Source organism: Pseudarthrobacter sp. RHLT3-21, assembly GCF_059383495.1.
Genome location: NZ_JBWZCI010000006.1, coordinates 213,077 through 225,870, shown reverse-complemented (window position 1 = coordinate 225,870; position 12,794 = coordinate 213,077). Strand labels below are relative to the sequence as shown.

The window sequence follows — 12,794 nt, the reverse complement described above, 5'->3', positions numbered from 1 at the left end:
ACCGGTCTCGGCCTCGACCACTTCGAAGGCCGCACCTGGCTCGGCTGGCACCACCACGCCACCCTCGTCACCGCGGCCCACCTATTCATCACCACACTGCGCCTGACACACCCAAAAGCGCCTGGGGCAGCCTGAGTCTCTACGGCATCCTCCGCGAGCTCCAACACCTCGTCGCCGCACGAACCGGATACTGCCCCTACTGCCAACCGCCAGCCCCAACCTAACTAAGTACTACTAGGCGCGCGCCCCAAGTACAGGGTTCAGCCAGATGAAGCAAACGATGAGTAATACTCCCTCTGCTGACCCAGTATGAGCCGCGGGGTTTGTACCGCATTCGAACTCCTCAGGATCATCCAGTACTTAGATGTTCGGGCTTGAGACAGCAGGGGCCCAATACACCTGCGTCACCGGCCCCTACACCGCCTGACCGGCAGGTGTTCAGGGCCACGTTCCTGCCCTGTCCTGCAGCAATGTCCCCGATCACGCTGCCCGGTTCCGTGTTGCCTACGTCCTCCTGCCTGAGCACCGACGGCACGCGGGTCTTGCATCGACGAGGCGGGAACGATGCCCTCGTGCCCGCAGGCGCAGATGCTGGGTGGTCTGCCGGCGACGGCTTGGTCGAGTCGGGCCCGCATCCATTTCGGGTCCCCAAAGCCCTGTCGAAGGCGTGCTCTCCCAGGCCCGACGCCGCCCCTTTCCCGCTAGCATAAATTGCCAGGCGGCCGCGGAGCCTGTTGCACTTGCGCTCCCCCGCTATTCCTTGCATGCCTGCTGGGAGTCCTGGCCGGCTTCCGCAAAGCTGCGCGGCTCAGCGTGGAAGTGGACGAGATCGTCGAGGACAAGATCCTGCATCCCACGCTTCCCCGGGACATTTCCCTAGAGAGTGGCTGGACGAGCGCGCTGCAGCGTCCGCAGCTCTGTCCGGCCGTTATTGCGCGGTGACCGACTCTGGCAGCGTGGCCCACGGACTAGCATTAGGTTCATGGGTGCCAATGACAGTTCTGCCGTTCACAGCGGTGGAGGCCCGTCAGGCGGTACCAAGGGTGCCGGCCAACTCATGGCTATGCTTGACCATGGTGTTTCCGCGGGTGATCTGGAGACCACGCTGTCCGCCTGGCTGGAAGCCGGGGCCATTGACCAGTCCACTGCGGCGGCGGCACGCCGGTTGAACGCCCAGTTGTGGGAGGCGAGTCGCCGGGAGGGCCTGCTGCGGGTCCTTTACGATACGGCCACCGACCTGACCGGCATACGCGACGTCGAGGCAGTACTCAAGGCCATCGTCCGGCGCACCCGGTCATTGATCGGCAGCGACATCGCCTACTTGAGCCTCAACGACTATGGCAGCGGTGAGTCCTACGTCCGGGTGACCGACGGCGCAACGACCGCTCTCTTCCGCAACATCCGCATGCCCCTCGGCGTAGGCGTGCTCGGCGCCGTGGCGACCGGCGAGGCACCCTCCCAGAGCGCCGACTACTTAATGGACGAGTCTAAATCCCATCTGGAGTCCAGCGACACTGCTGTGGCAGCCGAGGGCGTCCGGGCGATCATGGGTGTCCCCCTTCGCGCAGAAGGGAAAGTAATCGGCGCGCTCCTGGTCGCCGACAGGCATTCGCACGAGTTCAGCAGTGACGACGTGGCCTTGATGGAATCCATTGGTACGCACGCAGCCGTCGCGCTGGAGAACGCCCGCTACTTCAGTGAAATGGCCAGCGCCCTCACCCGACTGGACCAAGCACAGCGGCAGAACCTGGCCCACGTACGGGCCCTGGAGGAGCTCTCAACCCTGGACCGGCGGCTCATGGAAACCCTGGCCTCAACCGGCAGCCTTCCCTACCTGCTCAACCTGCTGGCCGAGTCCCTGGACACTCCTGTCTTTTTGGTCTCTCCCATGGGCGAGCCGCTGGCGGGGCTCGCATCGGACGGTGACTTCGGTAGCCTCCCGGCCCTGAGCGCCGCTGAGGAGTCTGCGGCCAGGAGGGCGGCCGTACAGTTCGAGGTCAAGGACAAGAAATACACCGTCATGTCCGCCGTAGCGGGCGACCAGCACCTCGCCTCCCTCATCGTCGCGGAGCAACTCAGCCCGGCCCGGCTCGCGGTCCTGGAACGCAGCGCCCTGGTGCTCAGTGTGTCGCTGCTGTTAGAACGCACATTCCAGGACGCCCAATACCGGCTGCAGCTGGAACTCATCGATGACCTGCTCAGCCCCCGCTCTGAACACGCGGCAGCGCTTACCCGCAGGGCCGGGCAGTTCGGTCTGGCAAACCACCTCCAGCTCGTGGTGCGCGTGGTGGGGGTTGGCGACGACCAGCGCCAACGGGCACTCTCCGTACTGAGGCATCGACCCGACGGGGTCCCGGGAATCATCGCCCTGCACGAATCACACTTGTGCATCATTGAACCCTTCGAACGACGCGACAGCCGCCCGAATGAAGCCAGCGGTGCCGCACACACCGGCCAGTCCATCATTGACGAGCTGAAACGACGCCGCATCACGGCCAGCGTCGGGACATCAGAACCAGTGACCGGCTTTGCCCGGCTGTCCGCGGCCCACACCGAAGCCCACGCCGTCCTCCGTGCGCTGCAGGCCCTCTCGCGCAACGGCGAGGCAGCGGACCGGGCCGCCCTGGGTACCGCAGGAATGTTACTCGGAGCGATGGACAGCCCCTTCGCTGGACAGCTGCTCACTGCACAGCTGGGGCCACTTCTGAGCTACGACGAGCGGCGGGGAACGCAGTTGGTCCTCACAGCGTGGACGTTCCAGGAAAACGGTGGCGCCATCCAGGAAGCGGCCGACTCCCTCCACATCCACCCCAATACCCTTAGGCAACGGCTGGACCGGATAGACGCCCTGATCGGTGCCCCGTGGCGCCGGGGAAGCCGTTCCCTTGACGTCCAAGTGGCGCTGCGCTTATGGCGGATGAAGACAGCCGGCGTCAGCTCCGGCGGTTCCTGACCAGCGGGCCTGCTTTCCGCCGAACCAAAGCATATGGCACCCGACCACATGTACAGTGGCTTTATATGGCACGGAATCACATGGTGAGTGTCACGTGGTTCTGGAATGCTGAGATCTGCGGCGCCTTTCGGGCAGCCCGCTCATCCCATCTCTAGGAGTCATTCACAATGTCGTGTGCGCATGCAGCGGGTATCCGTCCCGCAACCTTCGGCGTCCTGCGGCTGCCGCGGAGTGTCGTCGTCGGCGCCCAGCAGCGTTTCGCCGTCGCCGATATCGCAGCCGAATTCGGGACCAACGTCCTCGTCTGCACCGATCCGCGGCTGGCCGTCTCAGAGGAACTTCAGGCCCTGGTCCGGAGCCTGGAGAACCGGGACCTGACCGTACGGGTATACGGGGATACCCAAACAGAGCTTCCGACGCCGGGGATTCTGGCCTGCGTTGAGGAGCTCAAGAACCAGGAGATCGATGTCATCATCGGTTTCGGCGGCGGCAGCTGCATGGACATGGCGAAGGTCGTGTCCGTGCTGCTCACGCACGGCGGCAAGCCTAGCGACTACTACGGCGAATTCGCCGTTCCCGGCCCCACCAAGCCGGTCATCGCCCTACCCACCACAGCGGGCACAGGTTCCGAAGCGACGGCAATCGCCGTCGTCTCCGATCCTGATCTGGGCATGAAGATGGGCATCTCGAGCCCCCACATCATCCCGTTCGCCGCCGTGTGCGATCCCGAACTCACCTACTCCTGCCCCCCGTCCCTGACGGCCGCCACCGGTGCGGATACCTTCGTGCACCTGGTCGAGTCCTTTACTGCCATCACCCGGGAACGCACCCCCACCTTGTTCACGGAACGGGTCTTCGTCGGCAAGAACATCCTGACGGACTCGATTGCTTTGAACGGCATCGGGCTGGTGGGCCGCAGCCTGGTGACCGCCTACAAGGACCCGGAAAACACCGAGGCCCGTGCCGGGATGATGCTCGCGGCACTCTACGGCGGTGTCGTCCTGAGCAATGCCGGAACCGCCGCGGCACACGCCATCCAGTACCCGGTAGGCGCACTTACCCACACCCCCCACGGTGTGGGAGTCGGCCTCCTGCTGCCCTACGTCGTCCGCCACAACTTCGAGGCGATCCAGCCGCAGCTGGCGCAGATCGCTGAAGCCCTGGGGCGCGATATCAGCGGACTGGACCCGCGCGCCGCCGCCGTCGCAGGCGTCGATGCAATCGACGAGGTCATCGCCGCCATCGAGCTGCCTCCGACGCTGAAGGACCTTGGCGTGCAGGAAAGCGACCTCGCCCAGATCGCCAAGCTGTCGCTGAACTCCAAGCGGCTCATCGATAACAACCCCGTGCGGCTTGATCTCGACGCCGTAACCTCCATCGTTCACGCCGCCTACGCCGGCGACCGCACCATCCGCTGATCAGGGATAAGGACCACTGATGACACTTCTTTCAACCCATGAACCGCTCGACGTCGACGGGCTGACGGTGCCCCGCCAGCTGCTGATCGCCGGGAACTGGCAGTACGCCAGCGGCGGTGACACCGTCGAGGTGATCAACCCCTCCGACGCTTCCGTCATCACCGGCATCGCCGACGCCGACGTCGAGGACGGCCTCGCCGCCGTCGACGCCGCGGCAGCAGCCTTCCCGGAGTGGGCCGCGACGCCGCCGCGCCGCCGCGCCGAAATCCTGCGCCGCTGCTTCGAACTGATGACCGAGCGCAGCGAGCAACTCGCCCACCTCATCTCCCTCGAAAACGGCAAGGCCCTGACCGACGCCCGCGGAGAAGTGGCGTACGCCGCCGAATTCTTCCGCTGGTACTCCGAAGAAGCGGTCCGGATCATCGGAGATGTGTCCGTCTCGCCGTCGGGCTCCAACCGGATCCTTGTCCAGCACCCGCCCATCGGCGTCTGCGTGCTGATCACCCCTTGGAACTTCCCGGCGGCCATGGCCACCCGGAAGCTGGCGCCGGCGCTGGCCGCTGGCTGCACCGCCGTGCTGAAGCCCGCCACGCTCACGCCGCTGACCGCCCTGGCGATCGCCCAACTGATGATCGATGCGGGAACCCCGGCGGGCGTGGTCAACGTCATCACCACGAGCAAGACAAGCGAGGTCATGACCCCGATCCTTGCGGACCCCCGGGTTCGCAAGCTGTCGTTCACCGGTTCCACCAGCGTCGGACGCCACCTGCTGCGCCAGGCGGCCGACAACGTACTCAAGTGCTCTATGGAACTCGGCGGCAACGCCCCGTTTCTGGTCTTCGATGACGCGGACCTCGATTTGGCCCTCGAAGGTGCCATGATCGCCAAGATGCGGAACGGCGGCCAGGCCTGCACCGCAGCCAATCGGATCTACGTCCAGCGCGGTATCCACGACGAGTTCGCCCGCCGGCTGGCCGAACGAATGGGCGCAATGCGCGTGGGCCCGGGCACCGACGCAGACACCGAGGTCGGGCCGCTCGTCGATGAGGCGAGCGTCCGCAAAGTCGACTCGCTGGTCCGCGACGCGGTCAGCCAAGGAGCCAGGCTCCTCGTCGGCGGCAAGGCCATCGACGGCGCCGGATACTACTACCCGCCCACTGTCGTAACTAACGTGCCGCTACAGGCACGCATGGTCAGCGAGGAAATCTTCGGCCCGGTGGCCTCAGTCATCCCCTTCGACACCGAAGACGAAGTCATCGCCGCCGCCAACGACTCCGAGTACGGCCTCGCAGCCTACGTTTTCACTGAGGACCTTCGCCGCGGACTCAGGGTCTCTGAACGCATCGAAAGCGGCATGGTGGCCCTCAACCGGGGACTCGTTTCCGACCCCGCAGCACCTTTCGGCGGAGTCAAGCAGAGCGGCCTCGGCCGCGAAGGTGCACATCAGGGCCTGCTTGACTTCACCGAAACCAAGTACATCGCCCTCGACTGGTAGCCAGCCGCTCCCTTCGTTTCCATCCGAAAGAAAAGACCAATGACGATCTCCAATACCAAAGCCAAAACGAAAGCACCTTGGCGCGTTCCACTTGCCAGCTTCGTCGGCACCACCATCGAGTGGTATGACTACTACATCTTCGGTCTGCTCGCCGCCACGGGAGTCTTCAGCCGCCTGTACTTCCCCGAACAGGATCCGGCGACCGGACTCCTTCTGGCCTTCGTCACCTACGCGGTAGGCTTCGTTGCACGTCCGTTCGGCGGCATGTTCGCGGGCCACTTCGGCGACAAAATCGGCCGCAAGCCCATGCTGGTGCTGTCGCTGCTCATCATGGGCTTCGCCACCCTGGCCATGGGGCTGCTTCCCACCTACGCCCAGATCGGAGTCTGGGCTCCCATCCTGCTGACGGTGCTGCGCCTGCTGCAGGGCTTCGGCGCCGGAGCCGAATGGGCCGGTGCGGCCGTCATTTCCATCGAACACGCCCCTCCCGGACGCAGCGGATTCTTCGGAAGCTTCACGCAGATGGGCGTCCCGGCAGGCATGCTTCTGGCCAACTCCAGCGTCCTTGCCGTCAAGGCCGCCGTACCGGCAGAGGCCTTCGACGCCTGGGCCTGGCGCCTTCCGTTCCTGCTCAGCGTGATCCTGATCGTCACAGGCATCATAGTCCGCTCCAAGCTTGAAGACTCAAACGACTTCAAGGAACTCGTGGCGACGAACCAGACCTCGAAGAAGCCGTTGGGCGAGGCCATGAAGAAGGAATCCAAGGGCATCTGGCTTGTCGTCGGGATGCGGTTGGCAGAAAACTCCGCGTTCTACCTGTACACCACGTTCTCCGTGGTCTACATCATGAAGACGTTCGGTGCCGAACGGGCTAACCAGGGCACGATGTCCGTTCTGATTGCCTCAGCCATCGGCGTCTTCGCCGTACCGCTCTGGGCCATCCTCTCGGACAAGATCGGGCGCAAGCCGCTGTACCTGTTCGGTTCCATCGGCGGACTCCTGTTCTTCCCGCTCTACTTCGTCATGACGGACAGTGGCAGCGCACTGCTGGCAACACTCGCCATCATCATCGGGCTCGCGGTCTTCCACAACTCGATGTACGGACCCCAGGCCGCCTTCTTTGCGGAACTGTTTTCCACAAAGCTGCGCTACAGTGGCGCGTCCATGGGCTACCAGTTCGGCTCGGTTCTCGCTGGCGGCATCGCGCCGTTGGTCGCCGTGGCGCTACTCACCGCCGGAAACGGCGAACCCGGCTGGGTGATCCTCTACTTCAGCGTGATCGGCGTCATCACGGTTGTGGCGACACTCCTCGCACCGGAAACACTCGAGAAGTTGGACCGGCGCATCGCCGCTGCCCAGGAGCTGGACGAGAAAAACGCAGGGATTGCCCAGGAGCGCGTCAGCGCTAACTGATACTCCCTTAAGTAAGGCGGGCGTCGTCCGGGTCAAAGGTAGACCTGGACGGCGCCCTTCTTGCTGCGCCTGAGGTGGTCTGCCCGCGGTTATCGTCGGAGCCGGCTGCGAGAGTCGCCAGATGTTGCGAACACTTGTAAAATGTAGGCGCTGCACGGCCTCTTGCAAATCCGACCATCGGGAGCCTGCGCCTTACAATTTATGGCCGAAGCAGTACAGGGACGGCTTCGGGACAGGGTGCCGGCAAAGACAACTGGGGTTACCAGCTCGCCAGATTCCAAGACTACCAAACCACGACAAGAGGAAACCGACGGTATTGAGGTCGACGAGCACATGGCCCCACTACTGCGTGCACTTTGGGATCTGGCTTTGAGACTCAATATTCATGCCAAGGGGACCCGACCGACACCTCCCGCACGATGACCTCTTCACCGACAGTCGATCGCAAATAGTCTTCTCGGACTTTGATGAAGCATGCCGGTCTGCCAAGCAAAAATAAGTCGAGGCAATCTCACTTAAGTTGAGGCATTAGGCCGATTTGTCTCACTTTAGTTGAGGCACCGGGCAAAGTTCCGCGTGTTTCCGGGGGGCCGATAGCGCACCCTGGGATTCTTCGATTTGCCTCAACTAAAGTGAGACAAAATCATGAAATGTGTCTCACTACAGTTGACCCAACCGCGAGATTCCGGGGTTTTGTGGTTCGACTTGGATGAGAAACTGGGGTAGGTCACCCCGAAAGTTCGCTCATAGGCGGTGGCAGTGGGAGCTTCATCCCGGATGTTCACGCCGTAGAACTGTGCCTCCTCCGCCGGGAAGGACTGGGTCGCGCGCCTCCAACCGGCACGGGCCGCAGGCGGCATACCAGAAATTCAACACGGTGACCTTGCCTTGAAACGACCGGGACTCCACCGTTTGACCGTTGAGTAGCGGAGCTTGGAAGGTCACCGCACTCTGGCGTGAGGCCGGAGTGTATTCGCTGACCGAACCGTCGCCGGCAAAGTAGTTTTTGTTGTACCCTGCCCGCGCCTGCTGGGCGAGCGGATCGGGGGGCGCGCACGCGCTCAACGGAACGCGGTGTCAGCACCCAGGAGGGCGTGAAAGGATCCCGAAGCCCGTCGTGGGGCCGGTTCTGCCAGCCGGTCACGATCCATTCATCGAGCAGGTCCTGGATCTCCGGCAGCGAGAACACGCCCTGGTGCTCGGCGTTCTTGCCCCGCCGCTCGACCGAGGAGCCCAGGTAGCCGGTGACGTATTGGGCGAAGAGCGTGCCGATGGATTGCAGGGTGCGTTCAATGACAGGCTTGTCGGTGTAATCCCGAATTCGGGATTAGACCGAATATCCCGAGGATTCTGTTATCCCGAGTTGTTGTCGCGTTGTGCCTGTGGGAGCGGCGTTGGGGCGGTATTCCTCGGGATAACTATTTGAGCCCGGCGAGCCGGAGGATGAGATCGTCGTTTCCTTTCCAGATGGGGGCGAGGTCGGGTGTGGCGCTGGCTGCTTTCTGGATTGCCTCGCGAACCATCTGGTTATCTGCCGATGCGTAGATGCTGGTGGTGGCAATGTTGGCGTGACCGAGGAATTCCTTGATGTGGGGCAGGGGCACGCCAGCGCGCAGCATTTGCATGGCACGGGCGTGCCGAAGCTGATGGGCGTGGATCCGCTCGGGTAGGTCCGGACAATGCTCTCGTGCGGCCGTGGCGTGCTTGTTCAGCAGGTAGGTGATGTTGTCCTGGCTCATCGGATGGTGTTGGCCTGCCCGGATCGTGTAGAAGAAGGGTGCGTGCGGTTCCGGCGTGCCGGGGTGAAACACGTTCAGGTATTGGTCGAGGTGGCGGCCGGTTTTGTCCATGATGGGGATCGTTCTGGTCTTCTGGCCTTTGCCCGTGAGCGTCACGCGGCCGCTTCCGGGGGTGGTGTCGATGTCGGACGGGGTCAGGTCGAGGGCTTCCTGGATGCGGGCGGCGGTATCGAAGATGAGCAGGATGATGGTGGTATCCCTGAGTCCATGGCTGGTGTGTTGTCCCGGTGCTCGGATCAGCGCCTCGACGGCGGGCATGGTCAGCGCGTCGGGTGCATGGGCAGGCGCACGGGCTGGCCGGACTTGTTTGACCTCCAGCCAGATCGCGACGAGTGCCGGGTCCTCTGCGGCGCAGTAGGAGAGGAAGGACTTGATCGCGGCTACCCGTTGGTTCGCTGAGGAGGCTGCCATGTGCTTGGTATCGAGCAGCCAGGTGGTAAACCCTGTGATGGTGGCGTGGTTGATGGCGCCGAAGGTGATATCGGCCAGCTCCAGGTGCCGTGTTTCGCGAAGGTAGGCGAGCAGTGTGTTCAGCGCGGTCTTGTAGGAGCGGATGGTGTGCTGGCTGAGCCTGCGTGCTCGGGGAAGGTGGACGGTCAGCCAGGTGCGGACGAGACGGAAGAAATCATCAGATCCCATGGGATGCCTCCGGAAGAGTGGATTCGATATCGGTGTTGGCGAGCCTGCGCAGGTCGGGATGGAAATCGGCTGCAAGGTGAAAGTAGTACCAGGTGTCCTCGGGGCTGCTGTGCCCAAGATGCAGACTCAGATAGGCCACCAGCGCTTCCGGGTCACGGCCGGCGCGCACCCACCTGTTGATGCTCTCGATCACGTGGGCGTGGCGAAGGTCGTAGGGGCGCGGCGGCGAGCCGGGGCTGGACACGACTGCCGGGCCGGCGGTGGTCAAGAGCTCGTGAAACCAGTAGTCGATGCTTGATGCGTTGTAGAAACTGCCCGATCGGTTGGGGAAGAACGGCATGCGGTCTGGGTGGTATGCGCTGATCGTGGCGTCATAACTGCGGCAGTAATCATGCAGGTCGGGCGACATGAACACGATCCGGTCCTTGTGCCCTTTGGACTCGCGGATACTGACCGTGCCCCGGGCCAGATCAACATCATTTCGATACAGCCGTCGGGCCTCGCCCGGCCGCAGGCCCAGGCAGTAGATCATCCGGAATATCACCGGGATGATCAGATGCCGCTGCCCGCCGTACCCCGAGGCCCGGATGGAATCCGCCGCGTCAAAGATCGCCCGCAGCTGCTCGTGCGAGAAGATGTGTGGGCGGTAACGGACCTGTCTGCCCGGAATGCCCGATGGGATGACATACGCGGCGACGCCGAGACCGGCCATGTGCTTGGCGAGCTGCCTGACCGGGGTGATCCGTCGCATCTGTCCGTTCACGTGCTCACCAGGCCGGTCAACGGCCCATGCCATAGCCATTTCGCGGGTCAGCGTGCCCTGCCCAGGATAGTCCCGGGAGCACATCGCATCGAAATGGTGTAGGTGCCGCTCGGATTCCTCGTAGGGCAGCCCCATCGCGTGTTTGAGCGCCAGCAGGCCCTGGATATGTGGGGCCAGGCTGCTGGCGAAACCGTTCATGGCCGTGCCGTCCTCGGTTCGATACCAGTGAAATCGAGACAGCATTCCCGCATGAGCTTTTCATTGGCCGCGAGATAGTGCTTTGCCGAGTCGATTCCCCGGTGACCGAGCGCGCCGGAGATTACCGGCAGCGACGTGCCACCCTCGAGCATCCTGGTCGCGAACGATGCCCGCAGCACGCGGAAGCCGCGGCCAGTGCCGTTCGGTGCAGCTGTCTCGGTGCGGGCAAACGCACCTGCGGCCACGTTATACAAATCGGACGAAGGTGACAGGCCAACGTGCGGGGCGTGGGCTCGCAGGAACACGTGATCGTCGGCAACACCGGCGGGCCTGCTGTGGAGAAGATAGTCAGCGATCGCCTCCCCGACATCGGCCAGCAGCGGCAACATCAGCATAGTCCCCGTCTTATGCTGGGTGAGCGCGATCTGACCCTGCTTCCAGTCGATGTCGCTCAAACGCAAGCCCACCATGTCAACAGGGCGCAGGCCTGTTCTGGCCGCCAGCAGCAGCAATGCCCGGTCCCGGCGGCCTGCCGGTTTGGACACGTCCGTCGAGTTCGTCAGTTCCTCAATACGGTCGGGCGGGAGCACAACCGGAGAATTGACACGCCTCGAGAACCGCGTCGGGACCGCCCGTGACAGCCCTGCGCAATAGCCGGAGTCCTCGAGAAAGCGGCACAACACCCGCACCGCCGTCACTGCAGTCCTCATACTCCTAGGCCGATAGTATCCGCCGAGAAAGACCACCGCCGCAGATACATCCGCACCAGAGAGTTCCCGAACGTCAGTCACACCTCGTTCAGGCAGCCACGCCAGCACCGTGCGGGAGACCGTGGCATACAAATCCCTGGTAGCCAGCGCCAGCCCCTGATTGCCAAGCCAGGCCTCGAATTGCTCTTGAACCGGCCTGCACGCCGCACTGAGTGCACCATTCGGATGAATCCGGCGAGACAGTCCCCACCGGTACGTACCTGTCCTCGCTACCTCGGACAGGACCAGGACCGATTTACGCAGCAGCTTGCGCTTCCACTCCTTGATCCGGCCCTCCCGGTGCTCTGCAGCCACGGCCTGCAGATACAAGGCAACGACGTCCTCCGTGAACTTGTCAACGCCCTCCCGGGAACAGAACTTCTCAAACTGGGACCACGCCCACCGATACTGCATGTCCGTCGATGGCGCATGCCCAAGGCCACTGATTGCAGCATCCGCCTGCACGATCAGCCCAGCGATAGAAACATTCATTTCTTGCTCACCTCCAAGTGAAAATCAACAGAGATGAGTCAACGAAAACACGCGATGGTTATCCCGAGGAATACCGCCCCAAGGCCGCTCCCACAGGCACAACGCGACAACAACTCGGGATAACAGAATCCTCGGGATATTCGGTGGGGGTGTCGGGGTGGGCCGGCTGGAGGCTGATGCCCTGGCTGCGGCAGGCGCTCTTGAACGTGTTGGAGAGGTAGGCCTTGCCATGGTCGCAGACGATGGTTTCGGGCACGATGACCGGTTTCGCGGCGGCACCGGCGAGGCGTTCGTCGATGGATTTCATGGACCGGTAGGGCAGGGCCGAGGCGGCCATCGACGCCGCCTTTGCCCAGCCGGGCCTCATGGGTTCCGGGGTCAGGCAGCGGGCCAGCAGGAGGGCCGCGTCGACGGCCTTCGTGGCGGGCCGGATGACCGCGGCGGGGATACTGCGGGTGGCGATGTCGACCATGGCGGTCAGTTCCACGCGTCCGATGACGCCGTCGTCGAGTTCGACGGCGATGTCCAGGGGAGTGGAGTCGATCTGCATCAGCTCCCCGGGCCTGACCGGATAGACGGCGCCGAAGGGTGCCTCCGGTTGCTGGGCAAGGGTGCGTCTGGTCCGAGCGGATCCTGTCGCGTGCCGGCCGGCGGCAAGCCGGCCGACCAGGCGGTGAAACGTCGCCCGGGAAGGAAACGGAACAATCCCGGGGCCGTGCTCGGATTCGAGCTGCTGGCGGACCTGGCGCATCAGCCGGTCCATGGTGCCGGTGGATTGGTGGGTGTTGTATTCCACCTTCACGACGGCCTCAACAACGCGCTGGTCGGTCTGGCCGGCCACCGGGTCGCAGCGGATGAGCCGCTGATCAACCAGC

At 63.6% G+C, this 12,794-nt stretch carries 9 protein-coding genes and 1 pseudogene; 5 read left to right on the top strand and 5 right to left on the bottom strand.

Going from position 1 to position 12,794, the window contains the following annotated elements:
* The 5 genes and pseudogenes from AC50YA_RS09495 to AC50YA_RS09475 form a co-directional block, all read left to right on the top strand.
* Positions 1-135, top strand: a pseudogene (locus AC50YA_RS09495) (IS701 family transposase); the annotation flags it as partial.
* Between the two features lie 922 nt (positions 136-1,057).
* Positions 1,058-2,953 (top strand): helix-turn-helix domain-containing protein, encoded by a 1,896-nt coding sequence (locus AC50YA_RS09490; protein ID WP_494982031.1) that lies wholly within the window; start codon positions 1,058-1,060, stop codon positions 2,951-2,953.
* Between the two features lie 167 nt (positions 2,954-3,120).
* Positions 3,121-4,371, top strand: coding sequence for an iron-containing alcohol dehydrogenase (locus AC50YA_RS09485; protein ID WP_494982030.1), 1,251 nt, complete (start codon positions 3,121-3,123; stop codon positions 4,369-4,371).
* 19 nt (positions 4,372-4,390) lie between these two features.
* Entirely contained in the window at positions 4,391-5,866 is a 1,476-nt protein-coding gene (locus AC50YA_RS09480; protein ID WP_494982029.1) for an NAD-dependent succinate-semialdehyde dehydrogenase, read from the top strand.
* A gap of 39 nt (positions 5,867-5,905) precedes the next feature.
* Positions 5,906-7,279, top strand: a complete 1,374-nt coding sequence (locus AC50YA_RS09475) for an MFS transporter (RefSeq protein ID WP_494982028.1) — start codon at positions 5,906-5,908, stop codon at positions 7,277-7,279.
* A 768-nt stretch (positions 7,280-8,047) separates the two neighbouring features.
* Here the strand turns inward: AC50YA_RS09475 and AC50YA_RS09470 are convergent.
* The 5 genes from AC50YA_RS09470 to AC50YA_RS09450 all read right to left on the bottom strand — a co-directional run bounded on the left by AC50YA_RS09470 (position 8,048) and on the right by AC50YA_RS09450 (position 12,760).
* Positions 8,048-8,188: a hypothetical protein gene (locus AC50YA_RS09470; protein ID WP_494982040.1), complete on the bottom strand. Its 141-nt coding sequence runs from the start codon at positions 8,186-8,188 to the stop codon at positions 8,048-8,050.
* Between the two features lie 509 nt (positions 8,189-8,697).
* The gene (locus tag AC50YA_RS09465) at positions 8,698-9,717 is read right to left on the bottom strand and encodes a tyrosine-type recombinase/integrase (protein WP_494982027.1); all 1,020 of its coding nucleotides are present in this window, start codon (positions 9,715-9,717) and stop codon (positions 8,698-8,700) included.
* Positions 9,707-10,678 carry a tyrosine-type recombinase/integrase gene (locus AC50YA_RS09460; protein WP_494982026.1) on the bottom strand — a complete coding sequence of 324 codons (972 nt, stop codon included), beginning with the start codon at positions 10,676-10,678 and terminating at the stop codon, positions 9,707-9,709. The genes AC50YA_RS09465 and AC50YA_RS09460 overlap by 11 nt, the downstream gene beginning before the upstream one ends.
* A complete protein-coding gene (locus AC50YA_RS09455; protein ID WP_494982025.1) occupies positions 10,675-11,919 on the bottom strand; it encodes a tyrosine-type recombinase/integrase in 1,245 nt (414 codons plus the stop codon). Before AC50YA_RS09455 ends, AC50YA_RS09460 begins: the two co-directional genes overlap by 4 nt.
* Positions 11,920-11,977: 58 nt before the next feature.
* A complete protein-coding gene (locus tag AC50YA_RS09450) occupies positions 11,978-12,760 on the bottom strand; it encodes a hypothetical protein (RefSeq protein WP_494982024.1) in 783 nt (260 codons plus the stop codon).
* Positions 12,761-12,794: the final 34 nt, after the last annotated feature.

What these genes read in the sequence shown, in the direction of transcription:
- AC50YA_RS09490 (WP_494982031.1), top strand. Translation starts at nt 1,058, where the DNA reads ATGGCTATGCTTGACCATGGTGTTTCCGCGGGTGATCTGGAGACCACG.
- AC50YA_RS09485 (WP_494982030.1), top strand. Translation starts at nt 3,121, where the DNA reads ATGTCGTGTGCGCATGCAGCGGGTATCCGTCCCGCAACCTTCGGCGTC.
- AC50YA_RS09480 (WP_494982029.1), top strand. Translation starts at nt 4,391, where the DNA reads ATGACACTTCTTTCAACCCATGAACCGCTCGACGTCGACGGGCTGACG.
- AC50YA_RS09475 (WP_494982028.1), top strand. Translation starts at nt 5,906, where the DNA reads ATGACGATCTCCAATACCAAAGCCAAAACGAAAGCACCTTGGCGCGTT.
- AC50YA_RS09465 (WP_494982027.1), bottom strand. Translation starts at nt 9,717, where the DNA reads ATGGGATCTGATGATTTCTTCCGTCTCGTCCGCACCTGGCTGACCGTC.
- AC50YA_RS09460 (WP_494982026.1), bottom strand. Translation starts at nt 10,678, where the DNA reads ATGAACGGTTTCGCCAGCAGCCTGGCCCCACATATCCAGGGCCTGCTG.
- AC50YA_RS09455 (WP_494982025.1), bottom strand. Translation starts at nt 11,919, where the DNA reads ATGAATGTTTCTATCGCTGGGCTGATCGTGCAGGCGGATGCTGCAATC.